The following is a 26337-nucleotide window of genomic DNA, read 5'->3' as shown; positions in this document are numbered from 1 at the left end:
ACGAGGAGCCGCGTTGGGCGCAGGATTCCATCTCCACGCCCACGCAACCCCACCACGGTGGCAAACGATCCCGTAAACACAATCTAACTCAGGATCGCTAAGCTGATCAGAGACGCTGCCGTCCGGATGCCGTAGCAGCAACGCCTGCTCACCGGGCGACCGTCCGCCGCCGGCTTCCCGCCCGATCAGCAGCGCCGAGCGGACCTCGGTCCGCCCCGCCTTGGTGTCGTCGACCGGACGACGGCAGGGAATCCGGTATCGGCGATGCCGAGGGGCAGGCCGCGTGGCACGCCGTCGATCGAGCGGCGGGAGACCAGGACGGTCTTCGGATGCTCCGCCCCGATGATCAGCAGGGCGGAGGCGTAGTTGAGCACCGGGTGGAGTTTGTCCTCGCGGTAGACGAACCGCGCGCCGGACTCCTTCTCGACGATCAGCGCGTCGGGGTCGCGTCAGGAGCTGCCGCCGCCGGCGAAGAGGCCGTACAGGGCGACGCCGCCGAGCGCGATCACGGCGACGAGCACACTGGCCAGGCCCGCGCCGGCCAGCCGCCGGAACGGCGACTGGCCGGGGTCGGTCTCCCGCATCACCAGCGCGGCGACCGCCCGCTGGACGGTGAACTGGTACGAGTGGAGCTGGTCCTGCCGCGACGGCATCGCGTCCCTTCCGAGGAGGATCATCGGGGCACAGGATAAGCGCTCCGTCGATGTCCCGTGGACCCTGCGTGGCACCGGAGCCGCCCCGGTCCGGTCCGGCCGAGCCCGGCCGGCGTGCGCCCAGCAGTTGCCGCCCGTCATGGGACGGGCGTTTGCCGGCGTGGGAGCGCTGGCACTGGCGGGTACCGTCACCGTGGCGGCGGGGCGACGCCGCCGGAGGGAGAAGCGCGGTGGACAGCAGCGAATGGGACGCCCGGTACGCCAGCACGCCGGGTCTGGTGTGGAGCGCTGAGCCGAACCGCTTCGTCGTCGAGGCGGTCGGCGGGCTCACCCCGGGCAGCGCACTGGACCTGGCGGCCGGCGAGGGACGCAACGCGGTGTGGCTGGCCGGCAACGGCTGGCGGGTCACCGCGGTGGACTTCTCGCCGGTGGCCGTCGAGCGGGGCCGCGAGCTTGCCGCCCGGCGGGGCGTACCGGTCGAGTGGCGGGTCGCGGACGTCACCACGTACCGGCCGGCGCCCGGCAGCTACGACCTGGTCCTGATCAGCTACCTGCACCTGCCCGCCGAGGACCTGGCCACGGTGCTCGACTCGGCCCGGCGGGCGTTGCGCCCCGGCGGCGCCCTGGTCGTCGTCGGCCACGACCTCGCCAACCTCACCGGGGGCACCGGCGGCCCGCAGGACCCGAACATCCTGCTCACCCCGGAGGCTGTGGTCGACGGGCTCGCCGGGCTGCGCATCCGGCGGGCCGAGACCGCCCGCCGCCCGGTGCCCACCACCGGCGGCGGGAGTGTCGACGCCCTCGACACGGTCGTCGTCGCGACCCGCCCCGCCACCTGATCCGCCCCGCCGGCCGCGCCGGTCAGCTTGGGCATGCCCGCCCAGCGGTGTCCGGGTGTCGAGCCCGATCCCGCACCGTCACGGGCGCAGGATCAGCCGGATCGGGTTGCCCTGCTTGTCCCGCACCCGGCGCACCGCCTCCGGCGCGTCGGCCAGCGCCAGCACGTCGCTGACCGACGCGGACAGGTCGAGCCGGCCCAGCCCGGTGAGCGTCACCAGCTGCCCGACGTGCTCGTCCGCCGAGCCGTAGTGGCCGAGCACCGCCTGCCGGTTGTAGGTGAACCGGCTGTCCGACGGGATGCTGATCGGCTGGTTGGCGATCCCGGCGAGCACCAGCCGGCCGTGCCGGCCGAGCACGGTCATGGCCTGCTCACGGGCCGCGGGCACGCCGGCGAAGTCGAACGCGACGTCGAGCCCCCGCGTGCCGGCCAGCTCCAGCACGGCGTCCTTGAACCCGTCGTCCCTCGGGTCGAGGGCCACGTCCGCGCCCAGGGCGATCGCCCGGTCCCGGGCCGCCGGCAGCGGGTCCACGGCGATCACCGGGGCCGCGCCGACCAGCAGCAGCAACTGCACCGCGTGCGCGCCGAGGCCACCGACGCCCCACACCGCGACCGCCTCCGCCGGCCGGACCCGCGCGGTGTCGGTCACCGCCGCCCACGGCGTGGCGACCGCGTCCGGGATGATGCAGGCCTGCTCGAACGGGAGCAGATCCGGGACGGGGACCAGGGTGTCCTCGCGGGCCAGGGCGTACTCGGCCCAGCCGCCGTCGTAGTCGACGCCGCGGGTGAGCACGAGGCCGAACCGGTCCCGCTCCCCCGCCTGGAGCAGCACCCGCTGGCCCGGCTGCCAGCCCCGCACCCCGTCGCCGAGCGCGTCCACGGTCCCAGCGACCTCGTGCCCGAGGGTCACCACGTCGCCGGCCAGGTAGAGCGGGGTCAGCATGCCGTCGATCAGGTGCACGTCGGACAGGCACACCCCGGCGGCGGCGACCCGGATCCGGACCTGCCCGCATCCCGGCTCGGGCACCGGCACCGTCTCCATCCGCAACGCCCGCTCGGCCACGTGCAGCCGCCCGGCCAGCATCTCCGCCACGCTCCGCTCCTTCCGCCGACGTACTCGCCCCTCCCGCCGTCCTCGACCGGCGACGGCTCCAGGCCGTTCCGCGGCGTCAGACCGGCCTTCGTCCGGCCCGGAGCGCCGCCCAGCGGCGCGGAGGCCGAATTGTGGCCGCCAGCCGAGCTGGAGTCGTCGCGGGCGTACCCGGCGTGGCGCGGGCGATGCCCGCCGCGACGAAAAAGGGCTGCGCACGGCGGATGGCCCGGCCACGCGCCGACGGGCCGGTAACATCCGGTCACGGACCGGCGGAGAGGACCACCGCGGTGAGGGCTCGATTCGAAGAACTGGCCTGGCGGGAGACCCCGATCGGCGAGATCAGCCTGCGCCGGCGCCGCGACCCCGCGCTCGACGTCGACGTGTACGAGGTGAAACTCGACGACGAGTTCCTGATGTCCAGCCTCTTCCCGGTCGCGGAGATCGAACTCGCCCGGCTCGGGCTGGCGCCGCTGACCGGGGACGCCCTGGACGTGGTGGTGGGCGGTCTCGGGCTCGGCTACACCGCGCGGACCGCGCTGGAGGATCCCCGGGTCCGCTCGTTGCTGGTGGTCGAGGCCATCGAGGAGGTGATCGACTGGCACCGGCGCGACCTGCTGCCGTTCACCGCCGGGCTGGCCGCCGACCCGCGTACCCGGTTGGTGCGGGCCGACTTCTTCGCGGCGGTCGCCAGCGGCGCCGGCCTCGACCCGGAGTCGCCGGGCCGGCGGTTCCACGCGGTGCTGCTCGACGTGGACCACTCGCCCCGTCAGGTGCTGCACCCCAGCCACGCCGCCTTCTACACGGTGGACGGGCTGCGTCGGCTCGCCGCGCTGCTGCACCCGGACGGCGTCTTCGCGCTCTGGTCCAACGACCCGCCCGACTCGGCGTTCCAGCGGGTGCTGACCGAGGTGTTCCCGACCTCGGTGGCGCACGTCGTCCGCTTCCCCAACCCGCTGCAGCACAGGGAGGCCGCGAACACCGTCTACGTGGCCCGGCACTGATCGCCCCTGGGCACGGCTCGGGCCGGTCCGGGACACACCGGACCGGCCCGAGCGCCACCCACGGCGACGCGACCGCCGGCCCGGCATCCGGGTGGCGGGCACTCCGCCTTTCGGTGGGGTCGGCCGAGGTCGACCGCGACGTAGCATGGGCCCGCCCGGGCCGCCACCCGGCGATCGGAGCGGGCCCCAGGGCTGACGCCGCAGCGGGACGGGAGTGCGATGAGCCGGGACAGCGGGGCCACCACCACGGTGAGCTTCGGCGTGCTCGGCACCGTCGAACTCCAGGTAGCCGGCCGGCCCGCCACACCGCTCGCCCCGGCGATCCGCGCGCTGCTCGCCCGGCTCGTCCTCTCCGCCGGGCGGGTGGTCTCCGCGGACGCGCTCACCGACGCGCTCTGGGGCGACCAGCCCCCGGCCGACGCCACGAACGCGCTGCAGCTGCGGGTATCCAAGCTGCGCCGGGCCCTGGTGACCGCCGGGGCGGGCGGTGGCCTGCTGGTCACCCGTGCCCCCGGCTACCAGCTCGCCGTCGCCCCCGACGCGGTGGACGCGTACCGCTTCGAACGGTTGCTGGACCGGGCCCGCGACGCGACCACCGGCGACGGGCCCGCCGCGGCGCTGGTCTGCTTCGACGAGGCGCTGCGGCTGTGGCGTGGCCCGGTCCTGGCCGACGTCGGCGAGGCCGGGTGGGCGCTGGCCGAGGTGGCCCGGCTGGCGGAGCTGCGGCTCGGCGCGGTGGAGGACAGGCTGGAGCTGCTGCTGGAGGCGGGCCGGCAGGCCGAGGCGGTCGCGGACCTGGAACGCCTGGTCGTCGCCCACCCGCTGCGCGAGCGGTTGCACCGGCTGCTGATGCTGGCGCTCTACCGGGGCGGGCGGCAGGCGGACGCTGTCACCGCGTACCACGCGCTGCGGCACCGCCTCGCCGACGAGCTGGGCATCGACCCGGCGCCCGAACTACAGGCGCTCGCCGAGGCGATCCTGCGGCAGCAGGTGCCCGCCCCGATGCCCGTGGCTTCGGCCCACGCGCTGGCGGACCGGCCGGTGGCTCCGCCCCTGGCACCGGCCGCCCCGCCCCACGCCCATCCAGTCGCCCCGCCCCACGCCCATCCGGTCGACCGGCCCGCCCCGACGCGGGCCGCTGCCGCGGCCACGCGGATTCCCGCCCCGGCCGAGCGCGACCTGCCCCGCCGGCTCGCCTCGGTCATCGGCCGCCAGGACGACGTGCAGCGGGTGCTGGACCGGCTGCGCGAGGCGCGGGTGGTGACGTTGACCGGCCCGGGTGGCGTCGGCAAGACGACGCTCGCCCTGGAGGCGGTGCGCCGCGTCGACCACCCTCTGGCCGACCGACTGCACCTGGTCCGCCTGTCCGCCGTGGCGAGCGGGACGGATCTCCCCGAGGCGGTCGCCGACCAGCTCGGGGTGGCCACCGGCGGCCCGGGGCCGGCCGCGACCGCCGCGCTGGTCGCCTGGCTCGGCGCCGACCGGGCGCTGCTGGTGGTGGACAACTGCGAGCACGTCATCGACGAGGCGGCAGAACTGGTCGAGCGGCTGGTCGAGGAATGCCCGGCGTTGACCGTGCTGACGACCAGCCGGGAGGCGCTGGCCGTACCCGGGGAGACCCAGCTCGCGGTGGCGCCGCTGGGCGTACCCGACGGGCCGGCGGATCTCGCGCGACTCGGCGACAGCCCGGCGGTGGCCCTCTTCGTCGATCGCGCGCGGGCGGTGCGCCCCGGGTTCGTCCTCGACGAGGCGACCGCGCCGCTGGTGGCGGACATCTGCCGGCAGCTCGACGGCATGCCGCTGGCCATCGAACTGGCCGCCGCGCGGGTGAAGGCGCTGCCGCCGGTGGAGATCGCGGCCCGGCTGCACGACCGGTTCGCGCTGCTCACGGCTGGGGCGCGGACCAGCGAGGCTCGGCACCGCACCCTGCGGGCCACCCTCGACTGGAGCCACGACCTGCTGTCCGGGGCCGAGCGGCGGCTGCTGCGCCGGCTGGCGGTGTTCCGCGGTGGCTGGGACCTGGCCGCCGCCGAGCAGGTCTGCGCGTCCGACGGCCTGGCCCCGGACGAGGTCCTCGACCTGCTCTTCCGGCTGGTCGACCGCTCCCTCGTGGTGCCGGACCCGGCCACCGGGCGGTTCCGGCTGCTGGTCACGATCCGGGAGTACGCCGCCGCTCGGCTCACGGAGGCCCGCGAGACCGAGGCGGCCCGGGACCGGCACCTCACCCACTTCACCGAGCTGGCCGAACGGTACGGCCCGCACGTGCGGTCCGATGCCGACGCCTGGGCGCGGATGACGGAGGAGCACGACAACTTCCGCGCCGCCGTCGATCGTTGCCTGGAACGCGGCGACGGGGTCGACGCCGGCCTGCGGCTCGCGGACGCCCTCTTCCTGTTCTGGAGCTACGGCCCCCGGCACGAGGGCGTGCGGGCGCTGACCGCGCTGCTCGCCACCGGCGAGGGCGCCCCGCCCGCCCGGGCCGCCGCCCTGCAGCGGATCGGCCAGCTCGGTGTCTACTACCCCACCCCGCAGACCCGGGCCGCCGCGCGGGAGAGCCTGGCGGAGTTCGAGCGCCTCGGCGACACCGCCAACATCGCGACCTCGCGGCTCGTCGTCGCCTGGGAGGGCCAGTACGACGGCGACGCGGACGAGTACCGGACGATGGTCGCCCAGGCCCGCCGCGAGCGGGGCGACACCGACGATCCCTGGTGGCACGGGACGGTCTGCTACGTGGAAGGCCTGCTCGATCTGCGCACGGGTGCCTTCGCGCGGTCCGCCGAGCAGTGGCGGTGCAGCCTGGAGTGGACCCGGAAGGCCGGCGATCGCCTCCTGCCGGCCGGGATCCTGGCGCACCTCGGCGTCGCGCTGCGCGAGGCGGGCCGGCCGGACGAGGCGATCGCCACCCTGGAGGAGGCGGCGGCCGAGGCCCGGCGCAACCCTTCCCCGCACGCGCTGGCCTTCACCCTCGTGCAGCTCGCGCACACCCGGCTGGACCGGGGCGAGGTCGAGGGCGTACCGGCGATATTCGCCGAGGCGGCCGACACCGCCCGCCGCAACAGCAACCCGCGCTGCCAGGCCTGGGCGGCGTGGGGCCGGGCCCGGATCGCGTACGCCGACGGCGACGCGGCCGCCGCCGCGGAGGAGTGCCGCCGGGCCGTGGAGCTGCTGGCGGAGCGGGAGTTCCCGTGGGCGCGGCTGCGGCTCTGGTCGCTGATGGCCGAGGCGGCGGCGGCCGCCGGGCGGCCGCAGGAGGCGGAGGCGGCCCGCCGGGCGGCAGCCCTTACTCCGACAGGCCGCTGAGCGCCCGCCGCCCGGGCGGGCGTTGAGCGAGGCGGCCGGCCCTGGACCCCTGTATCAAACTTCGGCTCACCGCTTCGACCAGAACGGGTCCCGGCCGATGAAACCCAGCAGTCTGGTCTGGGTATCCGCACCGCGGGGTGTCTCGACCCGGGCGCCGAACTGGCCGGAGGAGCGGATGACCTGCTCCATCTGCTCCATCTGATCGAGGAGTTGAGCGCAGAAGTCGGGGTCCAGCCGATCGTCCTGGCCGGTGGCCCTGGAGAGATCCCAGGTGTGCATGAACACGTCGACGGTGTAGAACTGGTCGATCGCGGTCTCCAGCGGCAGGCTGCCGATGTGTGGGTTGGTGAGTTCCCGGTGCGCCGTCTCCGGATCGTCCAGCACCGCCTGCACACCGTCGCAGTGAACCTGCCACGCGGCGACCGGGTCGTCGTCCACCGATGGCCCACGGGGCAGTTCGATGCCGGCACCGGAGACGAGAAACCCGGGGCACCATTCGGTCAGGTGTCGCACGACGTCGCGGGCGGCCCAGTCGGCGACCGGGGATGGCGCGTCCCAGGACCGGGTGCCGCGGACCCGGTCGCTGAACAGCCCGGCAACCTGCCGGTGTCGCTCGGCTGGGCGGTCAGACAGCGCCATCGAGGAGCATCCTGTCCAGCTTCGCGTAGCCCTCGTCGATACCGACCTCCATGCCGCTGCGCAGCCAGGCATCGCGGCCTTCGAAGCTGTCGACCAGCGACTGTGTCCGCAGCCGCGTACGGCCGTCGCCCAGGTCCTCGAACCACAACGTCTCCAGCGCGACTCCGTCGGGATCGCCCTCGAACGTGAAGGTCTGCACGATACGGTCCGGCCGTACCTCGTGGAAGCAGCCGTGGAACCGGTACTCCGTGCCGTCGTGCACCGAGGCGTACCGCCAGCTGCCGCCGGTACGCGCGTCCCAGTGCTCGATCCGGGTCGCCATGGCGTCGGGCCCGACCCACTGGGCGAACAATGCGGGATCGGTGTGAGCCCGGAACAGTTGCTCGGGCGTTGCCGCGAAGTCACGAGTCATCCGGATGACTGGCAGCTTCGGGTCGGCTTCGATGTCTGTCTCCGTGATCCTGTCCATATTCGTCTCCCTTCATCTCCGCCAGGACGGCGTCAAGGCGGCGATAGCGCTGCTCGACGCGGCTCCGGTGGCGCTCGATCCAGGTGTCCATCAGGCCGAAGGCCTGGGCTTCCAGGCGCACCGACCGGGGCTGCGGCCCCCGCGGTCGGCTGACGAGCCCGGCGTCCTCGAGCACCCGCAGGTGCTTGTAGACGGCCTGCAGCGTCATCCGGTACGGCTCGGCCAGCTGGCTTACGGTCGCGTCGCCCTCGGAGAGCCGGGCGACCATGTCGCGCCGGGTCGGATCGGCGAGGGCGGCGAAGGCTCGGGTCAGCGCGTCCGTGGTCATCCCCCACAGTTTAAACCCACTGGTTGAAAGAACCGTAGAACCTAGGTCAGCCACCCGTCAACCCATGGTTGAAAGTGCAGGCCCGACGCAGGGCAGCCGGATCCACCTCCCCACCCACGCGCAGCACGCCGGCGTCGACGTCGAACTCCAGCGACACCACCCCGGGCAGGTCGCTCACCCGCCGGCTGACCACGCGTACGCACCGCCGGCACAGCCCGGGCGGCAGCGCCACAATCGCCACCCGCGCCGGGGCCGCCGGTTCGTTCCGTTCCACCATGCCGCCAGCCTGGTCGCGGCGGCTGGCGGCGGTCTGTCCATCCGCTGTCCGGATCCGCCGGGTCGACAGCCAGCGTCCGGACAGCGCCCCCGGCGACTCTCCTCGTCAGCGATCAGAACCGACCGGAGGAGTACCCCCGATGACCACGAGCACCTTGAAGCCGACCCGCCCCACCTCAGCCCCCGTCGCCGTGCAGGCCCGGGACGTCGTACGCACCTACGGTCGCGGCGACACGGCCGTCCGCGCCCTGGCCGGTGCCACGGTGTCCATCCCGGCCGGCCGGTTCACCGCGATCATGGGCCCGTCCGGCTCCGGCAAGTCCACCCTCATGCACGCGCTGGCCGGCCTGGACACCGTCGACGCCGGCCAGATCCTGCTCGGCGACACCGACCTCACCGACCTGGACGAACGGGCGCGCACCCTGCTGCGGCGGGACCGGATCGGCTTCGTCTTCCAGAGCTTCAACCTGGTGCCGACCCTGACCGCGCGGGAGAACATCCTGCTGCCGCTGACCCTGGCCGGTCGCCGTCCCGACCCCGAGCGGCTGGACCTGCTGGTCGCCACCCTCGGTCTGGCGGGTCGGCTCCGGCACCGCCCCGGGGAACTCTCCGGCGGCCAGCAGCAGCGGGTCGCCGTGGCCCGCGCCCTGATCACCCGACCGGAGATCGTCTTCGCCGACGAGCCGACCGGGAACCTCGACTCGCAGGCGGCCGAGGCGCTGCTCGGCTTCCTCCGGCAGGCCGTCGACGACCTCGGGCAGACCATCGTGATGGTCACCCACGACCCGCACGCCGCCGCGTACGCCGACCGGGTGGTGTTCCTCGCCGACGGCCGGATCGACGGCGAACTCGACGCACCGACCATCCCGGCCGTCCTGACCCGCATGGCGCGCCTGGCCGCGCCCACCACCACCGGAGCGAACTGACATGTGGCACCTGACTCTGCGTACCACCCTGGCCCGCCGGGCCCGGCTGGCGCTGACCCTGCTCGCGGTCGTCCTCGGCGTCACCTTCGCCACCGGCGGCCTGGTCCTCACCGACACCTCCACCCGGCTGCTCGACGACCAGTTCCGCACCGCGACCGCCGGCGTCGACCTGACCGTACGGGACGCGGTCGCCTTCGACTCGGCGATGGGCGTCGAGGTCGCCCGCGACCCGCTGCCGGCCGACCTGATGGCGCGGGTCGCCGCGGTGTCCGGGGTGGCCGACGCCCGGCCGCTGGTCCGCGGCCAGGGCCTGCTGGAGGTGGATGGCAAGACGGTCGTGCCGAGCGGCACGTCCCTGCTGGCCTCCTGGGCGCCCGCGCCAGTGGGCTCGTTCACCATCCGCAGCGGCCGGCCGCCGGCCGCCGACGACGAGGTGGTCCTCGACGAGGACACCGCGCGCGGCCACCGCGTCCGGCTCGGCGACACCGTCACCGTCCGGGCGACCGACACCGCCCGGCTCCGGGTGGTCGGCCTGGCCGGATTCGGTGACCGGGGCGGCCTGCCGAACAGCACGGTCGCCCTGGTCACCCTCCCGTCGGCGCAGCGCCTGCTCCGGCTCGGCGCGGGCGTCTCCGAGGTGGCGGTCGTCGCCGCGCCCGGTGTCGCCCCCGAGGACCTGCGCGGCCGGATCAGCGCCGCCGTCGGCGCCGACTACGAGGTCGCCGCAAGCCGGGACATCGCGGCGGCCGGCGCGGCGGCGGCCCGTGACCAGCTGAGCTGGCTACAGCTGGTGCTGCTCGCCCTGGCCGGCGCGGCCCTGCTGGTCGGCGCCTTCCTGATCGCCAACACGTTCTCCATCGTCGTCACCCAGCGGACCCGGGAACTCGCCCTGCTCCGGGCCGCCGGCGCGATGGGCGGGCAGGTGCTGCGCTCGGTGCTCGGCGAGGCGCTGCTGGTCGGGCTGACCGCCTCGGCCGCCGGGCTCGCCCTCGGCGTCGCCGCCGCCACCGGCATCCGCAACCTGGCCCGCGCGTTCGGTTTACCGCTGCCGGAGGGTGGGCTGGTGCTGACCGGCCGTACCGTGCTGGTGGCCTTCGCCGTCGGCGTCCTCGTCACGGTCGGCTCGGCGGTCGGGCCGGCCCGGCGCGCGGCCGCGGTGGCGCCGGTGGCGGCGCTGCGCGAAGCGGCTGCCGCCCGTACCGGACGGGTCCGGGCGGTGGTCGGCGCGCTGGCCGCCGTAGCCGGCCTGGCTGCGGCGGCGGCGGTGCTCGCCGCGGACGCCCCGATCGCGCTGCTCGGCGTCGCCGCGCTGGGCGCCGTCGGCGGCCTCGCGCTGCTCGGGCCGGCGATCACCCCCGCCCTGGTACGCCTCGTCGGCCGGCCGCTGGCCGCCGTCGGCGTGACCGGCCGGCTGGCCACCGACTCGGCGGCCCGCACCCCGCGGCGCACCGCGGCGACCGCCCTGGCGCTGGCCCTCGGGCTCGCCCTGATCAGCTTCATGGCCGTCCTCGGTACGTCGGTGAAAAGCTCGGTCCGGGCGTCCTACGCCGAGGTGATCACCGCCGACCACGTCGTGGAGAGCGCCCGCAACGAGATGCTCGGTGGCCTCTCCCCCGCCGTGTACGACCGGGTCAGCCGGCTGCCCGAGGTCGCCGTCGCGTCCCGGCTGCGCTACGGCCACTGGCGCGACGGGGACGCCACAAGCGCCCTCACCGCCGTGGACCCGGCGACGCTGCCCCGGGTGGCGAACCTGCACCTCACCGCCGGCAACCTGGCGGCGCTGAACGGCGGGGGGATCGTGCTGGCCGAGCACGTGGCCCGGGACCGGCGCCTGCGCGTCGGGGACGAGTTGCCCATGACGTTCTCCCGCACCGGCGCCCAGCGCCTCGCCGTCGTCGGCCTGCTGCGCAACGGCGACGCCCGGGCTTTGTCCACCGACTACCTCATCTCGCTGGGCACCTTCGCCCGGCTCTACAGCGAGGAGATGGACGCGAGCGTGCTGATCCGCACCGCCGACGGGACGGACCGGGCCGCCGCGGAGCGGGCGATCAAGGCGGCCCTGGCCGACACCCCGACCGCGCAACTGCGCGACCAGGCCGCCGCCGTCGACGGCCGGACCCAGATGATCGACCAGGTGCTCGGCCTGGTGACGGTGCTGCTGATGCTGGCCGTGCTGATCGCCCTGCTCGGCATCACCAACACCCTCGCCCTGTCGATCACCGAACGCACCGCCGAGATCGGGCTGCTCCGCGCGGTCGGGATGACCCGCCGGCAGTTGGGCTGGCTGATCCGGGCCGAGGCGGTGCTGGTCGCCGCGCTGGCCAGCGTCCTGGGGATCGCGCTGGGCGTCGGCTTCGCCGCCGCCACGGTCCGCGCGCTGGGCCGGGACGCCCCGACCGTGCTGACCGTGCCGGCGAACCGGCTCCTGGTGGTGCTGACCGTCGCCCTCGCCGCCGGCCTGCTCGCCGGCCTGCTGCCCGCCCGCCGCGCCGCCCGGCTGGACGTGCTCGCCGCCATCGGCACGCCCTGACCCGTCACCCCCGGGTGGTGCCGACGCCACCTTCGTGTAAGGAGTAGACCATGACTCAAACCGTTACCATCCGCCCGGCCGGCCCGGCCGACGCCACCACCGTGGACACCCTGGTCCGGGAGATCGCCACCCACGAGGGCGACGCCGTGCACGTCACCATCACCGCTGACCGCTGGGCCGAGCTGCTCGGCCGGGACGACGTCACCGTCCTGCTCGCCGAGCGGGCCGGCGAGCCGCTCGGCTACGTCTCCGCGCTCCGCCGCATGCACCTGTGGTCCGGGCGCGACATCCTCGCTCTCGACGACCTCTGGGTCCGGGCATCCGCCCGGGACGCCGGGGTCGGGCGGACGCTGATGCTCGCGCTTGCCCGTACCGCGGCCGACGACGGGCTCGTCATCCGCTGGGAGGTCAAGCCGGACAATTCCGGGGCGCAGCGGTTCTACCAGCGGCTCGGCGCAGGTCTGTACACCAAGGTGATCGCCGGCTGGCGCCCCGAGAGCTACCTGCCGCTGCTGTCGCCGGAGACGGAGGAAGCACGTACGCCGGCGTAGGGTCACTGGCGCGAGGGCTGACAAATTCGGCCCTCGCGTTCCCGCTCCGGCCCGCGCTTCCCGCTCCGGCCCTCACGCTTTCGTCCGGTCCGGCTGGTAGAACCGCTGGATGGCTCAACTGACCGACCCGCTGGCCGGGCTCGACGAGATCCCGTGGGAGTCGCTGCACCACGCGTACGGGCCGGCCGTCGACGTACCGGACCAGTTGCGGGCATTGCGCTCGGCGGAGGTACCGGTCCGGCGCGATGCGTTGTCCGAGCTGTTCGGCAACGTCTATCACCAGGGCACGCGGTGGGGGGCGAGCTGCCACGTCGTGCCGTTCCTGGTAGCGCTCGCCGACGACTCGGACACCCCGGACCGGGCAACGGTCGCCGATCTGCTCCGTTCGGTGGTACTAGGCGACCGGCGCGACGACGAGCTGCCGTTCGATCCGCGGCGTGCCTTCGCCGCCGCCGAAGGGATCACCGACGAGCAGGCGGCGCTGGTGCAGCGGCACCTGGAAACCGAAGACCTGTTCGAGCACGAGGAGGCCGCCGAACTGGCCGACGGGGTGGCGGTCCGCTGGGAGGCCGACGCCTTCCACGCCGGAGCCCGGCACGCCGACCGGTACGTCCGCTGGCTCACCGACCCGGACCCGCAGCTGGCCGGGTACGCCGCCGAACTACTCGCCTGGTTCGCGCCCGATGAGGCCGCGCTGGCGGGGCTCCTCGCGGTCCCGGATGACGAGGCCGGCGCCCGGGCCAGCGCCAACCTGACCCTCGGCCACTGTCCGATCAGCTCGGAGCGGATCGACGCCCGCCTAGGCGAGCTGCTGTCCGCGAACGCCGCGGTCGTCCGGGTCACGGCGGCGGTGGCGTTGGCGTACCGGCTCGGCGACCAGCTACCCGACCTGGCGCTCGACGTCCTCATCGAGGCCCGCAGCTCGGACTTCGATGCCGACGTACCCGGCTGGGACCGGTCGGTACGCGGCTTCGTGGCGCTCGCGTTGCACCAGCTCGGCCTTGGCTGACGACGGCGGGTGTCGGCCGCTGTCCGCCGCACCCATCACTCCAGGTGGTCATGAACTGGAATCACCGGGTGAGCGGATCAGTCGCAGCGGCACCGCGGTCCGGTGACACTTCCCAACCGCCGACCACTCACCACCGGCCGTGCCGAGTCAGCGCCCCCGTGAACCGAGGCAACACCGCCACACGCCAGCGATCCACGAACCTGCGGCCCGGACGGAAGGCAATCCATGACCGGGCAGTGGCTCTCGTTCAGAGAGACGTACTGTTCAGTCTGGCGATCGTGGTCGGCGTGGCGTTGCTGGTCGGCTTCCGGCCCACCGCCGGGCGCGCCGTCATCGCACCGGGCGGCTACCTCTGGTCGAAACGACTGTTCAGCCGCGAGTCCTGGCAGGGGGCCGCGAGGGTCCGGCGCAGGCAAGGGTGACGGGAAGTCTCCGTCTGCGCAATTACCGGCCGCAGTTTTTAAGGATCCACTTTCGGCAGCCACACGAAACCACCTTTTTATCATTCACAGCCGTCGATAGGCAAGACCGTCGACAGTCCTTGGGTGACGTTTTCCTTCATCTGCCTAACCGATCTACGTAGTGATGACTATGAATCACTATACGGGCAGCATTTTGGCTTCCGATCCGCTAGCCGAAAGGTAGGGAACATGTCCACGAGACTGCTCCGTGGCCTGGCCGCCGCCGCGGTGATGACCGCGGCGACGCTGGCCACGGCGGGCACCGCCAGCGCCACCCCGGCCACCCTCGCCACATCGACCAGCGCTGTCGTCGGAAGCACCGCACATCTCAGCCCGGACGTGGCCCGTACCGCCACGAGCGACGGCACGGACGCCCGGCAGCGAGCCCTGGCAGTCTACTGGACCCCGGCCCGGATGAAAGCCGCCAAGCCGGACACCGAGATTCCCGCGGTGAAGGCGGCCCTCACCACGCGCGACCCCGCCCGGGACCTGGGAAAGAGCACCACCAGGCCACAGGGACCGTCCGGCAGTGTGGCACCCGCGGCGCCCGCCGCCGAGCCGAGGGCGAGCGCGTCCAGCGTCACCTCGCCCGGCATGTCGACGCAGGCCTACTACCCCAACTACCCGGTCGGTCACCCGGTGGCTCGCACCTCCGGCAAGGTCTACTTCACCCTCAACGGCGGCAACTACGTCTGCTCGGCGACCATCGTGAACAGCGAGGGTAAGTCCGAGGTGTGGACCGCCGGTCACTGCGTCACCGGCAACCGGGCGTGGGCGACCAACTGGACCTTCGTCCCGAACTACAACAACGGTTCGGCCCCCTACGGCTACTGGTACGCCACCCAGCTCTGGACGACCACGGCCTGGTTCAACAACAACGGCGACTTCGCCAACGACGTGGGGTCGGCGGTGATGGCCCGCAGCAACGGTTCGCGGATCGCCGACTACCTCGGCGGCCAGGGAATCGCCTGGAACTACCCGATCGGCCAGTACGTCTACGCCTTCGGTTACCCCGCCGCTTCCCCGTTCAACGGTGAGGTGCTCACCGCGGAGAACGGCCCCACCTACAACGGAGGCGGCAACACCATCTACATGACCAACTACATGACCGGTGGCTCCTCCGGCGGCGGCTGGCTGATGTCGTTCGACGGCAACTGGGGCTACCTCAACGGGCACAACGACTTCAAGTACAACAACCTTCCGCAGTACATGTACTCGCCGTACTACGGCAACCAGGTGGCTGACCTGTACAACACAGTGCGGAACATCTCCAGCTAACCGACCGGAACAAACGGCGCCGGGTCCGGCTCGGACCCGGCACCGCATCAGGCGAGACGTCGTACCCGCACCTTCGGGCGCTCGTTCCTCAGGTGGCCCTTCTTGTGCTGACGCACCTGCTCGTCCCAGACCTCCTGGTCGTAATCCGGATCCGGCGGAATCCACCGGTGAGAGCCGCCGCTGTAATGGAACTTCTCGTCACCTGGCCGCAAGACGCTCACCGCAACCAACCGAGGAAGCGCCGATGCAGCGCGCCGGCCGGCGCCCAGCTCAGATCCGCTGTGGCGCGGACGAGCTGCGCCCCCATGTAGAGCGCCAGCGAGACCGGGGCACCCTCGAACTCCGCCCGCAGCTCCCGCCGCCGAGTCACGCACGGCCACGGCGCCCCGCAGCCACCGCAGCTCCAGATCGGCAACACCGGCCCGTGGGTGGTCACTCGCGACCTCCGAGAACGACCGCGGTCAGGTGCCGCGCCTGCCGGCCGGTCGCCCACTCCACCTGCCAACGCGGGTACGGAGTCAGCCGCGACCACCACGCCCAGCAACCGACGCACATCCCGTCCAGGCCTCGCACGTGCACGGCAAGAATCGGGTGCTCCTGCTCGTCGTTCACTCGGCTTCTCCCCGCGGCCAGTGGCGCCGGTCGATTGGGATCCGGTGACGGGCCCGGCAGGGCAGGTCGGCTCCGCAACGACAGACCCGCCGCCACCTCCGCCACGACCAGACCGGCCGGTGCCGTCGGGCAAGGGTCAGCGCGGCCGCGAGCAGATACTCCTCATACGAGACGCGCTGCCGGCCTGGAGTCGACACGCCATGAGAACCGGCCCCACGCGGCTCACCCGTGGTCCCTCGTCCCGTAGCCGTTGCGCTCGCCCGGCGTCATCGGCGCATTCGACACGATCTGCGCCGACTCGCGGTGCGACTGCGTTTCCCGCAACCGCTTCGCCTGGTCAAGCAGCCGCCGCCGCGCCTCCGCCTGCTCGGTCGCCTGGTACCGCTGCCCGGTGCCCGGCGGTGGCGGCGGCTCCGGCCGCCGGAACAGCCACCGCACCAACTTGCGCAGCTCGAACCAGATCGCCACCGGTTCCGCCTCCTCGTCGAGCGTCGGGAGGCGGCGGCGAAGTCTCGTCAGGCTCCGTCGGGTGTCGGGCCGGAAAAAGCCCCGCCGCCGCCAGTGACCTGGACGCTACAGGCGGTCACGGACGGCAGCGGGGACAGTTTGTACCCGAGGGAGAGCTACCCCATCACCCCGATCGCGAGAGCCAACTCCCGCGCATCCTCCCCGACAGTGCCCGGCCGATCCGACAGTTCCAGGGCGACGGTGCGGGCATACGGTTGGTGGCGAACCGTGTCCACGCTCTCTCGCAGTGCCCGACCGAGCAGGTGCATCGCCGCGACCTCGCCTCGGTTCAGCATGTGCGCCCGCGCGGCCTCGATCAGGGCAGCGGCCCGACGGGTGTACGACGGCAGCGCACGGAAGTCCGCCGAGTCGGCCCGCCGGACGGCCTCACCAGGTCGACACAGATCCGTCTCGATAGTGACCGCGTACGCCGCGCAGGCGGCCGGCCCGAACATCAGCCAAGGGTGGGCGTACCCGCTGCCGAGCCGGCTCGCGGCCTCCTCGGCAGCGTCCCACGCACGCCACGCCTTTCCAGCCCGCCCGGCTTTGCTGTGCCCGAGCGCGATGCCGAGCTGCGCCTGCCCCCACCGAGCCAACTGCTCACCACCCACAGTCGGGTCAATCAGACCGACGGCATCAACGAGCACCTGCTCAGCGGCGTCGACCTGATTCCCGCCTCGGTAAACGTGGGCGTAATACCAGGCCGCCACGGCGATCGCAGTGGGGTCATCGGCGTCCTGGGCGGCAAGCATCGCTCGGTCGGCCGCGAGCCACACCAACTCCGGATACGGCTGGTGGGCCAGGTACAACTGCGCAAGATGGTAGACGCGGGCCAGCTCGACCAGCGCCTGCCGGCGGGCCAGGCCGTCCAACCGTCGAGCACTGCGTTGCGCATCCGCCAGCAGCACGGGAAGCACTGCGGCAACGGCCGTACGCTCGACGGTCGACCGGTGCCACAGCGCCCACGCCTGGTCGACCAGGCCGCGCAGCACGTCGACAGGCGCAGGATCGCCGACCGACACCGCAGTGCGCTGCATGGCGGCGGCGACGTTGTCGACATCGGGGTGGCCGGCACGGGTCACCGACGCCACCGGCAGAGACTGGTCGCCGGCCAGCTCCGCCAGGTCGGAGATGTCGAGCACCTCGGCCAGGCGAAGCAGCATCGGCAAGCGCGGAGGGAGGAGTCGGCCGTTCTCCAGGGCCTTGACCCATTCGGCGCTGCGGCCGACGAGCCCGCCGAGAACTGGACGTGTTTTGCCTGCACGTTCCCGGTGGGCGCGAAGGCGCGCACCAAAGGTCGCGGAGTCGGTCATCGTCGTCTCCCAGGTAGCGGTCTGGGCGGCGGGCCGCCGGCCGCTACTCCGGCAGGCCGCCGCAGTCGACGGTACCCGTGCGGCAGCCTCAACTTCGCCTCCGTCACGGCAGTCTGACCAGCCGCGTCACCCGCATCAGCGAGCGCGGGGGGCTGCGCCAGGTCGATGCTCGTTCGCCGCTGACTTCCGGCCCGCCCGGCGCCCCGCTGAGGGGGTCGTGCTGTCCGCATCAGTTGGACGGCGCGGAGCGAGACCCAGGTGGGCCAGGCATAGTGATGGTTGAACCATCGGCTCCAGTCGGTCGGCAACCAACGGCGCACGCATCTCCGCGAGCACCCCTCGCATCAGACCCAGGTGCAAAGAGCAGACCACCTCGCGGTGCTGCTCGGCGATCTCGCGGAAGGGGCACTGCCGCAGTGGAATCACCGGATTCGCCCCGCCCTGTGCCTCGCCCGGCGCGAACCCGGCCTCGGCCAGCACAGCCGACAGACGATGCACGGCCTCTGCCTGGTCGATCCGCTGCGATGGCGCCGGCCGGTCGGCCAGATAGCGCCCCCATGCCTCGCCGGCCGCCACCGCGGCGCGGTCAGGCTCGGGCAGCGTGTCGGTGACGACGCTAGTCAACATCTCGGCCAGCAACCGATAGTTGCGCTGACCCGCCGACACCTTGCTGCCGAGTGCGCGATAAACGATCCGGGGACGACCGGGCAGGCTGCGATCCTCAACCTCCCGCTCAGCAAGACCCGCATCGACCAATCCGTCCAGGTGAAAGCGGGCCGTGTTCCGGTGCAGGCCGCTACGCTCCGCGACGTCCTGGACCGCCACCGGCCCCCCCGCTGCCCGCAGCAGCTCCAACACCCGACTGCGGCTCTCACCCAGCGCCGGAGCCGGATCTGGATCGTTCAACGCCTGCCTGGACACGCAGCTATTTTAGCCGAACAAACTAGTAGAAACCAGGTGGACCTCGGACGCGCCGGGCGACGCGCCGATCTTGGCGGCGGCGAGGTCAAGCTGACCTGCGGCCTCAACGATCATGGAGCCCGCACGGCGGCGACAGCAGAAGGGCCGCGGACAATGTCCGCAGCCCCTCGGCGCTGTCGCGTCAGCTCCGCCGTCGGCGGATCGAACCCCACAACACCGCGGCTGCGGCGGTGAGAGCCACCGCCTCGGCGAGGACGCAGAGCACATCGATCACGCCGGCCAACTCAGGCTCGCCGGCATCCGGACCGAAGGGAAGGCCGACCGTACGGCTGATGGCCCAGAGGGAGATCGCGGCGGCATTGGCCACCACGCCGAGGCCGAGCAGCCAACGACGCCGGACGGCCCAGACGGCGGCGGCCCAGATCAGCTGGAACGCCCCGAGCAGGGTGAAGAACACCGCATACCAGACCCACTCGCTCCGGTGCTCCGGCACCACGGCGTAGTGGATCAAGCCAGCCAGTACGGAGGACACGGCGCCGATGGCAAGCGGCGAGGTCTGCCGCACCGCCGTGGCCGTGCTGGCCGGAACGGCCGAAACAGTTGCGCTGGTTGTGGCGGTGGTGTGGGTCGTGGCGCTCACTGGTTGTCTCCTACCTGGAAGATGCCGAGGGCGCCGCGGGACATGTTCATCATCTTGTGCGTGATGAACGGGTAGGTCCCGGCGTCGGGCAGGGTGAATTCGACGAAGCCGCCCTGGGTGGGCTGCAGGTCGAGGGTCTGAGATCCCCCTTGTTCGGCGTTCCCCGGCCGCAACCGGTACGCGCCCTCCTTCCACACGGTGTCGAAGATCGTGCCGACGACGTGGAAGGCCGTGTTCTCGTTCGGGCCGGCGTTGTCGAGCCAGACCCGGACGCGGGACCCGGGGGCGACCTTGATCGGGGCGAAGGCGTACTGGTTGTAGTAGCCGTTGAAGACAACGGCGTCGTCGTTGCCGGTCATCATCTTCTTCAGGTCGCCAGGCTGGCCCTGCGGTCCGAGGTGCAGCTCGGACTGGACGAGGACGATCTCCTTATCCACCTTGGCGAGGTTCGGCGGGTCGACGACCACGGCGCCGTACATGCCGTTGCCCATGTGGTAGACCATCGGGTCGGCCCCGCAGTGGTACGTGAAGATGCCGGCGAACTGCGCCTTGAACTGGTAGTCCAGCGACTCACCCGGCTTGATCGTCCGCATCTGCACGTTCGGCGCGACCTTCGAGGCGTGGAAGTCGACGGATGCTCCATCGTGCCGTCGTTGACCAGGTGGACGTTGAACACGTCACCAACCTTGCCGTGCAGGACCGGGCCGGGCGCGGTCCCGTTGTACGTCCACCGGACCTGCTTGACGCCGGGCGCGACCTCCATCTCCTTCTCCTGAACGTGCAGGGTGACGTTGTGCGTCGTGCCGCCCTCCGCGGGCTGGAGCGTCGGGTCGACCGGCTTCCAGTCGGCGGACGGCTTGGCGCTGGCGTCGATCGTCGCATCGTTGCTGCCGCTGGTGCTGCCCGCGGTGCCGCCCGTTGCGACCTGCGCCTGCTCACCCTCGACGTTGACCGCGAGCAGCATGCCCGCGTCCTTGTGACCTGACACCAGGCACCAGGCCTGCGTGGACTTGCTGATCACGCCCCAGTGAAAGGTCGACGACTTGCCCGCCTCGAGCATCGGGGCGTCCGCGCCCTCCAGCGCGAGCGTGTGCTGCTGGTTTCCCTTGTTGACGACGTTGACCGTCACGTCCGCGCCGCTCGGCACGTTGATCGAGGCGGGCTTGACGTACATGTCGCCCAGTTCGATATCGAAAGTGAGCTTCTTGCCGGCGCCTGGAGCGGTGTTACCGGCGCCCGCGGCGGACGTCTCCCCGGAAGCGGCCATGGTCAGGGCGCTGCCCGGACGCGCGAGCCCGACGAAGACGAATCCGATGAGCAGGCCGAGCGCGACGCCACCGGTGAGCATCGGGAACAGGGACCCGAACCACGCCGCGATGCCACCCCGACCGTCCGAGATCAGGGACTGTGGCTCCGGGGGCTCCGGGACCGGGGGGCTTGCTGAGTTGGTGGGCATGGCAGACCTCCAAATCGCATGACATGCGACAGTGGGAAGGAAGGCGCGGAGAAGGGCTAACAACTGCTAGCGGTTGGGTAGTCTCTAGTGGACGCGAGCACGCTATGGTGTTTGGGTGAATTTGAAGGAATGGGCGGCGTCTCAGGGCATCGCGTATGTCACCGCGCGGCGGCAGTACGCGGCTGGGACGCTGCCCGTTCCGACCTACCGGCTGGGTCGACTCATCATGGTGGGTGAGCCGCTACCCGTGGCCTCGGCTGGCGGCGAGCGAGTGGTGGTGTACGCCCGGGTCTCGTCCGCCGACCAGCGCACGGACCTGGACCGACAGATTGCTCGGGTCGTCACGTGGGCGACCGGGCAGGGCCTGTCGGTGTCGCAGGTGGTGACCGAGGTCGGGTCCGCGCTGAACGGGCATCGCAAGAAGTTCCTCGCCCTGCTGCATGACCCGACGGTGACGACCATTGTGGTGGAGCATCGGGACAGGTTCGCCCGCTTCGGCGCCGAGTATGTTGAGGCGGCCCTGGCGGCGCACGGCCGCCAGCTGCTGGTGGTTGATCCGGCCGTCGTTGACGACGACCTTGTCCGGGACGTCACGGAGATCCTGACCTCACTGTGCGCGCGCCTCTACGGTCGCCGGGCCGCCGCGAATCGGGCGCGCCGGGCGGTGGAGGCCGTCACCACGCGGGACGGGTCGGCGTGAAGACGATTCAGGCGTACCGGTTCGCGCTGGACCTGACCGCGGCGCAGGAGCGGGTGGTGCTGGCGCACGCGGGCGCGGCCAGGGTGGCGTACAACTGGGCTCTGGCCAGGGTGAAGGCCGTCATGGACCAGCGTGGCGCGGAACGCAGCTACGGCGTGCCCGATGAACTGCTGACCCCGACCGTCGGGTGGAGCCTCGCTTCGCTGCGTAAGGCGTGGAACGCGGCGAAGGCGGATGTGGCGCCGTGGTGGGCGGAGTGTTCCAAGGAGGCGTACAGCACGGGCCTGGACAACCTGGCGCGCGGCCTGAAGAACTGGTCCGACTCTCGCGCCGGCAAGCGCGCTGGCGGGCGTGTGGGGTTCCCCCGGTTCAAGTCCCGCCGCCGGTCGACACCGTCCGTGCGGTTCACCACCGGCGCGATCCGCGTCGAACCCGACCGCAAGCATGTGGTGCTGCCCCGGTTGGGTCGGCTGAAGACTCACGAGTCGACCCGCAAGCTCGCCCGCCGCATCGAGGCGGGCACGGCCCGAATCCTGTCGGCGACCGTACGTCATGACGGCGGGCGGTGGCATGTCGCGTTCTGCGTCGAGCTCGACCGGGTCGTGCGTACCCCTACGCGTCCGCGGGCGGTGGTTGGAGTGGACGTCGGGATCACGCACCTGGCGGTGCTGTCCACCGGCGAGATGGTGCCCAACCCCCGCCACCTGGACGAGGCCGGCCAGCGGATGCGGCGCTTGGCCCGGCAGATGTCGCGGCGGGTCGGCCCGGACCGGCGTACCGGTGCGCGGCCGTCGAAGCGGTGGGAACGCGCCCGCCAGCAGGTTGCCCAGGCGCATGCGCGGGTGGCGAACCTGCGCCGCGACGGCCTGCACAAACTCACCACCCGCCTCGCCGGCAAGTACGGCACGATCGTGGTCGAAGACCTCAACGTGGCCGGTATGCTGCGCAACCGGCGCCTGGCCCGCAAGGTCGCGGACGCCGGGTTCGGCGAGATCCGCCGGCAGGCGGCGTACAAGGCCAAATGGAACGGCGGCCGGCGGATCCTGGCCAACCGCTGGTATCCCTCCAGCAAAACCTGTTCGGACTGCGGCGCGGTGAAAGCCAAGCTGCCGCTGCGTGTCCGAACCTACCGCTGCGACTCCTGCGGCCTCGTCCTCGATCGGGACCTGAACGCCGCACGTAACCTTGCCGCGCTCGCGCGTGAGGTCACCACCGCCGGGAGTGGCCCGGTGGCAGGACGTGGAGCCGACCATAAGACCCGCCCCGGCGGGCCGGTGGCTGTGAAGCGTCAACCCGGCACCGCCCATACGGGTAAGGCCGGGACCGTCCCACCGCAAGGCGGGACATGCCGATCAGTCGCTCACTAGAGCGCACTGAGAGGTAACGGTTTCCGAGCGAGGGCTGGGTCAGGAGATGCGCATCTCCGTGAAGAGGCCGAACATCCCCTGGGCCCCCTCGGAGTGCGGGAAGATGTGGCAGTGGAAAGCCCAGGTGCCCTTGGCGTCGGCGTGGACCAGGACCGTGTAGCGCTCGCCGGGTGACACCGGGACGGTGTCGGCCTTGTACGGCGCTGGCAGCGGAAACCCGTCCTTGGCGATCACCAGTTGGTCGACCCCGTGCAGGTGCATCGGGTGCTCCATGGTGCCCACGTTGATGTACGTGATCTCGACCCAGTCGCCGAGGTGCGCGTCGATCGGTTTGGTGGCCGGGAACGACTTCCCGTTCTATCCAACGACATGGACGGCGTGCCCAACGTGACCCAGGACCCGATCACACCGGGCAAGAGCTTCACGTACACCTGGGACGCGACGCGGCCGATGGTCACCTGGTACCACTCGCACCACGACGGCACCAAGCAGGTGACCAGCGGCCTGTACGGCGCCATCGAGGTGGGCGACATCCCGACGCCGGACAAAATCAAGCCGAACCAGGTCGTGCTGATGCAGGTGCAGGACGCCGGCACCATCGGCATGACGATCCTGCATGCCGTGCCAATGAACGGCGGTCGACTCGGGGAGCTTGTTCTCGACCACGACCTTGACCTTGTCACCGACGTTCACGTGGATCGTCGGGCCCGGCACGGTTCCGTTGAAGGCCCAGGCGTCGACGGTCTTGCCCGGCTCGATCTCCCACTTCGTCGGCTCGGCGGTGAGGTGGAACTCCTTGGTGCCGTCGGCGAGCACGGTGGGTGCCAGGTCCTTGCCGCCTTCTCCCTTGGTGGCTGCCGGGAACGACTTGTCCCGCTTGGCCATCTGTTCGTCCATGGTCTTCCAGTCCATGGCTGGGCCTGATCCTGACGTCGAGGACGACTCGGACGTGGTGCCGTGCCCTGCATGGGTGCCGGTCGTCTCGGACGCGACGGGCGCCTCGCCCGGGGCGAGCCAGACGGGGACCGCGAGGGCGGCCGCGAAGGCCACGGCCATCGTCAGAAGCTGATTTCTCACCATGACACCCTCTCTGGGTGGCGTTTGCACTAGTGAGTTTGTTTTTACTACGCCGGCCGTAAAAAGTGAATGAGGCGGCTGTCACAGGACTGCCGGAGAGCGGCCGCTGGGCGATGCCACGGGTGCCGAGCCTTCTCGCCGGCCCAGGTCAACAGGTGGCTACATGAGGACGGCACCGCGGCAGGGCCGTGTGGTTGAAACCACCCTGTTAGGCCAAAACGCGTGGGTGGGTGGCATGAGCGGACGGAAGGTCGTCACGTCGCGCTCGATGCGTCTGCGGCAGAAGCTCAGCCAGGCGGAATGCCCTTCGCCGGCGGCTGGTCAGAACCAGCTCTCCCGGGTGTCCAGGGTGATTCGGTCCAGGCTGCCAAGCAGGTCGAGCTGTGGACCCGTCCGCGGCAGCTCGTACCGGAAGAAGTACCGCGCGGCCTGCCGCTTCCCCGCCAGGAAGTCCCCCCTCCGCCGCGTCCGGACTCCCTAACGCCTCGACGGCGAGCAGCTGCTCCAGCCATATCCAGGCGATCACCACGTGCCCGACCGCCTCCAGATACAGGCCGGCGTTGGCCAGAGCCAGCTCCGGATCGCCACTCCCCCACAGCCGCCGCGTGACCACGGCGATCCGGTCGACCGCCGCGCCAAGCTGACCGGCCAGCTCGGCCGTCTCGCCCTCGGCCTTCCAAGCCCGGGTCACCGTGGCCCGGATCGTCTCCAGCAACAGCTCCAGCCCGACGCCGCCACGCATGGTGACCTTCCGGCCGAGCAGGTCCAGCGCTTGGATGCCGTGGGTGCCCTCGTGGATGGCGTTGAGCCGGTTGTCCCGCCAGTGCTGCTCGACGTCGTGGTCGCGGGTATAGCCGTACCCGCCGTGCACCTGGATGGCCAGGTTGTTGGCGGCCAGGCACCATTGTGCCGGCCAGCTCTTGGCGATCGGGGTGAGCACCTCCAGCAGCAGGTGGGCGCGGGCACGGTCGGCCTCGGCGGGGGCGGTCTTCTCCTCGTCGAGCAGACGGCCACAGTAGAGGATCAGCGCGAGCGCGCCCTCGACGTAGCTCTTCTGGGCCAGCAGCATCCGCCGTACGTCGGCGTGCGCCACGATCGGTACCTGCGGCGTGGTCGGGTCCTTGTCGGCGACGGGGCGCCCCTGCACGCGCTGGCGGGCGTACGCCACGGACTTGAGGTAGCCGGTGTAGCCGAGGGCGGTCGCGCCGGCGCCGACGGCGATCCGCGCCTCGTTCATCAGGTGGAACATCTGCGCAAGCCCCTGGTGCCGCTCCCCCACCAGGTAGCCGACCGCCCCGGGCCGCCCGTACGGGCGGTGCACGCCCTCGCCGAAGTTGAGCAGGGTGTTGGTGGTGCCCCGGTAGCCCAGTTTGTGGTTGAGCCCGACCAGCACCACGTCGTTGCGCGGGCCGAGCACCCCGTCATCATCGAGGAGCACCTTCGGCACGATGAACAGCGAGAGGCCCTTCACCCCGGGCGGGCTGCCGGGGATCCGCGCGAGGACCAGGTGGACGATGTTCTGGGTCAGCTCGTGATCCCCGCCGGAGATCCACATCTTGGTCCCGACCACCCGGTACGTCCCGTCGTCCTGCGGCTCGGCGCGCGTGGTGATGTCGGCGAGGGAGCTGCCGGCCTGCGGCTCGGACAGGCACATGGTGCCGAAGAAGCGTCCCTCGACCATGGGCCGCACCCAGGTGTCGATCTGCTCGGCGCTGCCGTGGGTGAGCAGCAGGTTGGCGTTGCCGAGGGTGAGCAACGGGTACGCGGCGGTGGCCACGTTGGCGGCCTGGAACCAGGCGAAGCAGGCGGCGGCGACCGCGTGCGGCAGCTGCATGCCGCCGATCGAGGTGTCCATGGTGGCGGCCAGCAGCCCGGTCTGGGCGAACACGTCCAGGGCGGCCTTGACCTGCGGGATGGTGTGCACCCGGCCGCGGTTGAAGGTGGGTTCGGCGGCGTCGGCGGCCCGGTTGTGGGTGGCGAACCGCTCGGCGGCGACCCGGACGGAGAGGTCCAGCGCGGCGTCGAAGGTCTCGCGGGAGTGTTCGGCGTAGCGGGGTCGCTCGGTCAGCCGGGTCACGTCCAGCCAGTCGTACAGCAGGAACGCCAGGTCGCGACGGGACAGCAGGATGGACGGCGACGACATGCGTGCTCCTTCCGTCGTACCGTCGTCAGCCGTGGCACAGCCCGGCGACGGCCTCTCGGACGTCATCCTGGCTGATCGGAGCGGCCGGCGCACCTTCCGCCCTCCCGAATCGCCGTGGCGAGCCGCGGCGGGGAGTGGACGAGCAACTAGTGGTCGCTTTTCCGGCCAGGACTGTCTACTGTCGACCACCGTGGGTAGTGTTTATCGGATCGGCGAGTTCGCTACGCGGATCGGTCGTTCGGTGAGCGG

At 71.9% G+C, this 26337-nt stretch carries 27 protein-coding genes and 5 pseudogenes; 13 read left to right on the top strand and 19 right to left on the bottom strand.

Annotated elements, in window-relative coordinates:
- Positions 1–84: 84 nt before the first annotated feature.
- A pseudogene (locus ACNAW0_RS26315) lies at positions 85–653 on the bottom strand (type VII secretion protein EccB); the annotation flags it as partial.
- Between the two features lie 230 nt (positions 654–883).
- On the opposite strand from ACNAW0_RS26315, the gene ACNAW0_RS26310 reads away from it, so the two are divergent.
- Positions 884–1492, top strand: coding sequence for a methyltransferase domain-containing protein (locus tag ACNAW0_RS26310; protein ID WP_416290693.1), 609 nt, complete (start codon positions 884–886; stop codon positions 1490–1492).
- 78 nt (positions 1493–1570) lie between these two features.
- On the opposite strand, the gene ACNAW0_RS26305 is transcribed toward ACNAW0_RS26310, so the two are convergent.
- On the bottom strand, positions 1571–2575 hold the full coding sequence (locus tag ACNAW0_RS26305) for a zinc-binding dehydrogenase (protein WP_416290696.1): 1005 nt from the start codon (positions 2573–2575) through the stop codon (positions 1571–1573).
- A gap of 296 nt (positions 2576–2871) precedes the next feature.
- Here ACNAW0_RS26305 and ACNAW0_RS26300 point away from each other — a divergent pair, with 296 nt between their 5' ends.
- Together ACNAW0_RS26300 and ACNAW0_RS26295 are read left to right on the top strand one after the other, a co-directional pair.
- Positions 2872–3585 (top strand): spermidine synthase, encoded by a 714-nt coding sequence (locus ACNAW0_RS26300; RefSeq protein WP_416290692.1) that lies wholly within the window; start codon positions 2872–2874, stop codon positions 3583–3585.
- A gap of 219 nt (positions 3586–3804) precedes the next feature.
- Complete coding sequence (locus ACNAW0_RS26295) at positions 3805–6885, top strand: AfsR/SARP family transcriptional regulator (protein ID WP_416290691.1); 3081 nt, start codon at positions 3805–3807, stop codon at positions 6883–6885.
- Positions 6886–6951: 66 nt separating this feature from the next.
- Here ACNAW0_RS26295 and ACNAW0_RS26290 read toward each other — a convergent pair whose 3' ends face one another.
- The 4 genes from ACNAW0_RS26290 to ACNAW0_RS26275 are packed head-to-tail and all read right to left on the bottom strand — an operon-like array spanning position 6952 to position 8598.
- Complete coding sequence (locus tag ACNAW0_RS26290; RefSeq protein WP_416290690.1) at positions 6952–7524, bottom strand: TIGR03086 family metal-binding protein; 573 nt, start codon at positions 7522–7524, stop codon at positions 6952–6954.
- Complete coding sequence (locus ACNAW0_RS26285; protein ID WP_416290689.1) at positions 7511–7993, bottom strand: SRPBCC family protein; 483 nt, start codon at positions 7991–7993, stop codon at positions 7511–7513. The genes ACNAW0_RS26290 and ACNAW0_RS26285 overlap by 14 nt, the downstream gene beginning before the upstream one ends.
- Entirely contained in the window at positions 7926–8321 is a 396-nt protein-coding gene (locus tag ACNAW0_RS26280; RefSeq protein ID WP_416290688.1) for an ArsR/SmtB family transcription factor, read from the bottom strand. The genes ACNAW0_RS26285 and ACNAW0_RS26280 overlap by 68 nt, the downstream gene beginning before the upstream one ends.
- Positions 8322–8367: 46 nt before the next feature.
- Positions 8368–8598, bottom strand: a complete 231-nt coding sequence (locus tag ACNAW0_RS26275; RefSeq protein ID WP_416290687.1) for a cation transporter — start codon at positions 8596–8598, stop codon at positions 8368–8370.
- Between the two features lie 139 nt (positions 8599–8737).
- On the opposite strand from ACNAW0_RS26275, the gene ACNAW0_RS26270 reads away from it, so the two are divergent.
- From ACNAW0_RS26270 to ACNAW0_RS26245, 6 genes are all read left to right on the top strand, one after another.
- Positions 8738–9523 carry an ABC transporter ATP-binding protein gene (locus ACNAW0_RS26270; RefSeq protein ID WP_416290686.1) on the top strand — a complete coding sequence of 262 codons (786 nt, stop codon included), beginning with the start codon at positions 8738–8740 and terminating at the stop codon, positions 9521–9523.
- 1 nt (position 9524) lies between these two features.
- The gene (locus ACNAW0_RS26265) at positions 9525–12053 is read left to right on the top strand and encodes an FtsX-like permease family protein (protein ID WP_416290685.1); all 2529 of its coding nucleotides are present in this window, start codon (positions 9525–9527) and stop codon (positions 12051–12053) included.
- 50 nt (positions 12054–12103) lie between these two features.
- Positions 12104–12604: a GNAT family N-acetyltransferase gene (locus ACNAW0_RS26260; RefSeq protein WP_416290684.1), complete on the top strand. Its 501-nt coding sequence runs from the start codon at positions 12104–12106 to the stop codon at positions 12602–12604.
- A 109-nt stretch (positions 12605–12713) separates the two neighbouring features.
- Entirely contained in the window at positions 12714–13613 is a 900-nt protein-coding gene (locus ACNAW0_RS26255) for a hypothetical protein (protein ID WP_416290683.1), read from the top strand.
- Between the two features lie 236 nt (positions 13614–13849).
- Positions 13850–14035 (top strand): hypothetical protein, encoded by a 186-nt coding sequence (locus ACNAW0_RS26250; RefSeq protein ID WP_416290682.1) that lies wholly within the window; start codon positions 13850–13852, stop codon positions 14033–14035.
- A gap of 228 nt (positions 14036–14263) precedes the next feature.
- Positions 14264–15352, top strand: coding sequence for a trypsin-like serine peptidase (locus tag ACNAW0_RS26245; protein WP_416290681.1), 1089 nt, complete (start codon positions 14264–14266; stop codon positions 15350–15352).
- 47 nt (positions 15353–15399) lie between these two features.
- On the opposite strand, the gene ACNAW0_RS26240 is transcribed toward ACNAW0_RS26245, so the two are convergent.
- The 9 genes and pseudogenes from ACNAW0_RS26240 to ACNAW0_RS26200 form a co-directional block, all read right to left on the bottom strand.
- Positions 15400–15573, bottom strand: coding sequence for a hypothetical protein (locus ACNAW0_RS26240; RefSeq protein ID WP_416290680.1), 174 nt, complete (start codon positions 15571–15573; stop codon positions 15400–15402).
- A complete protein-coding gene (locus ACNAW0_RS26235; RefSeq protein ID WP_416290679.1) occupies positions 15570–15788 on the bottom strand; it encodes a hypothetical protein in 219 nt (72 codons plus the stop codon). Before ACNAW0_RS26235 ends, ACNAW0_RS26240 begins: the two co-directional genes overlap by 4 nt.
- Entirely contained in the window at positions 15785–15964 is a 180-nt protein-coding gene (locus ACNAW0_RS26230) for a hypothetical protein (RefSeq protein ID WP_416290678.1), read from the bottom strand. The genes ACNAW0_RS26235 and ACNAW0_RS26230 overlap by 4 nt, the downstream gene beginning before the upstream one ends.
- 222 nt (positions 15965–16186) lie before the next feature.
- Entirely contained in the window at positions 16187–16432 is a 246-nt protein-coding gene (locus tag ACNAW0_RS26225) for a hypothetical protein (RefSeq protein WP_416290677.1), read from the bottom strand.
- A 155-nt stretch (positions 16433–16587) separates the two neighbouring features.
- Positions 16588–17784 carry a helix-turn-helix domain-containing protein gene (locus tag ACNAW0_RS26220; RefSeq protein WP_416290675.1) on the bottom strand — a complete coding sequence of 399 codons (1197 nt, stop codon included), beginning with the start codon at positions 17782–17784 and terminating at the stop codon, positions 16588–16590.
- 135 nt (positions 17785–17919) lie between these two features.
- Positions 17920–18705: a helix-turn-helix transcriptional regulator gene (locus ACNAW0_RS26215; RefSeq protein ID WP_416290674.1), complete on the bottom strand. Its 786-nt coding sequence runs from the start codon at positions 18703–18705 to the stop codon at positions 17920–17922.
- Positions 18706–18886: 181 nt separating this feature from the next.
- Entirely contained in the window at positions 18887–19345 is a 459-nt protein-coding gene (locus tag ACNAW0_RS26210; protein ID WP_416290673.1) for a hypothetical protein, read from the bottom strand.
- Positions 19342–19782, bottom strand: a complete 441-nt coding sequence (locus tag ACNAW0_RS26205) for a hypothetical protein (protein WP_416290697.1) — start codon at positions 19780–19782, stop codon at positions 19342–19344. Before ACNAW0_RS26205 ends, ACNAW0_RS26210 begins: the two co-directional genes overlap by 4 nt.
- Before the next feature lie 69 nt (positions 19783–19851).
- Positions 19852–19938, bottom strand: a pseudogene (locus ACNAW0_RS26200) (hypothetical protein); the annotation flags it as partial.
- Between the two features lie 41 nt (positions 19939–19979).
- Here ACNAW0_RS26200 and ACNAW0_RS26195 point away from each other — a divergent pair.
- From ACNAW0_RS26195 to tnpB, 3 genes are all read left to right on the top strand, one after another.
- Complete coding sequence (locus ACNAW0_RS26195) at positions 19980–20330, top strand: hypothetical protein (protein WP_416290672.1); 351 nt, start codon at positions 19980–19982, stop codon at positions 20328–20330.
- A 586-nt stretch (positions 20331–20916) separates the two neighbouring features.
- Positions 20917–21501, top strand: coding sequence for an IS607 family transposase (locus ACNAW0_RS26190; protein ID WP_416290671.1), 585 nt, complete (start codon positions 20917–20919; stop codon positions 21499–21501).
- Entirely contained in the window at positions 21498–22868 is a 1371-nt protein-coding gene (gene tnpB / locus ACNAW0_RS26185) for an IS607 family element RNA-guided endonuclease TnpB (RefSeq protein WP_416290670.1), read from the top strand. Before ACNAW0_RS26190 ends, tnpB begins: the two co-directional genes overlap by 4 nt.
- A 39-nt stretch (positions 22869–22907) precedes the next feature.
- Here the strand turns inward: tnpB and ACNAW0_RS26180 are convergent, their stop codons facing one another.
- Positions 22908–23165: a multicopper oxidase domain-containing protein gene (locus ACNAW0_RS26180; RefSeq protein WP_416290695.1), complete on the bottom strand. Its 258-nt coding sequence runs from the start codon at positions 23163–23165 to the stop codon at positions 22908–22910.
- Between the two features lie 72 nt (positions 23166–23237).
- Between ACNAW0_RS26180 and ACNAW0_RS26175 the strand changes: the two are divergent.
- Positions 23238–23384: pseudogene (locus ACNAW0_RS26175) on the top strand (multicopper oxidase domain-containing protein); the annotation flags it as partial.
- Between the two features lie 135 nt (positions 23385–23519).
- Here the strand turns inward: ACNAW0_RS26175 and ACNAW0_RS26170 are convergent.
- From ACNAW0_RS26170 to ACNAW0_RS26160, 3 genes and pseudogenes are all read right to left on the bottom strand, one after another.
- Positions 23520–23753 (bottom strand): annotated as a pseudogene (locus ACNAW0_RS26170) (multicopper oxidase domain-containing protein); the annotation flags it as partial.
- A 513-nt stretch (positions 23754–24266) separates the two neighbouring features.
- Complete coding sequence (locus tag ACNAW0_RS26165; protein ID WP_416290694.1) at positions 24267–24347, bottom strand: hypothetical protein; 81 nt, start codon at positions 24345–24347, stop codon at positions 24267–24269.
- A 139-nt stretch (positions 24348–24486) separates the two neighbouring features.
- Positions 24487–26088: pseudogene (locus ACNAW0_RS26160) on the bottom strand (acyl-CoA dehydrogenase); the annotation flags it as partial.
- Positions 26089–26337 lie beyond the last annotated feature (249 nt).

Source organism: Micromonospora sp. SL1-18 (genome assembly GCF_047921505.1).
GTDB lineage: Bacteria > Actinomycetota > Actinomycetes > Mycobacteriales > Micromonosporaceae > Micromonospora.
This window is presented reverse-complemented; position numbering and strand designations above follow the sequence as displayed.

Excerpts from the sequence above, each read along its gene's own strand:
- ACNAW0_RS26305 (WP_416290696.1), bottom strand. The coding sequence starts at position 2,575 with ATGCTGGCCGGGCGGCTGCACGTGGCCGAGCGGGCGTTGCGGATGGAG.
- ACNAW0_RS26270 (WP_416290686.1), top strand. The coding sequence starts at position 8,738 with ATGACCACGAGCACCTTGAAGCCGACCCGCCCCACCTCAGCCCCCGTC.
- ACNAW0_RS26285 (WP_416290689.1), bottom strand. The coding sequence starts at position 7,993 with ATGGACAGGATCACGGAGACAGACATCGAAGCCGACCCGAAGCTGCCA.
- ACNAW0_RS26295 (WP_416290691.1), top strand. The coding sequence starts at position 3,805 with ATGAGCCGGGACAGCGGGGCCACCACCACGGTGAGCTTCGGCGTGCTC.
- ACNAW0_RS26275 (WP_416290687.1), bottom strand. The coding sequence starts at position 8,598 with ATGGTGGAACGGAACGAACCGGCGGCCCCGGCGCGGGTGGCGATTGTG.
- ACNAW0_RS26280 (WP_416290688.1), bottom strand. The coding sequence starts at position 8,321 with ATGACCACGGACGCGCTGACCCGAGCCTTCGCCGCCCTCGCCGATCCG.
- ACNAW0_RS26220 (WP_416290675.1), bottom strand. The coding sequence starts at position 17,784 with ATGACCGACTCCGCGACCTTTGGTGCGCGCCTTCGCGCCCACCGGGAA.
- ACNAW0_RS26195 (WP_416290672.1), top strand. The coding sequence starts at position 19,980 with ATGCTCCATCGTGCCGTCGTTGACCAGGTGGACGTTGAACACGTCACC.
- ACNAW0_RS26255 (WP_416290683.1), top strand. The coding sequence starts at position 12,714 with ATGGCTCAACTGACCGACCCGCTGGCCGGGCTCGACGAGATCCCGTGG.
- ACNAW0_RS26245 (WP_416290681.1), top strand. The coding sequence starts at position 14,264 with ATGTCCACGAGACTGCTCCGTGGCCTGGCCGCCGCCGCGGTGATGACC.
- ACNAW0_RS26265 (WP_416290685.1), top strand. The coding sequence starts at position 9,525 with ATGTGGCACCTGACTCTGCGTACCACCCTGGCCCGCCGGGCCCGGCTG.
- ACNAW0_RS26260 (WP_416290684.1), top strand. The coding sequence starts at position 12,104 with ATGACTCAAACCGTTACCATCCGCCCGGCCGGCCCGGCCGACGCCACC.
- ACNAW0_RS26290 (WP_416290690.1), bottom strand. The coding sequence starts at position 7,524 with ATGGCGCTGTCTGACCGCCCAGCCGAGCGACACCGGCAGGTTGCCGGG.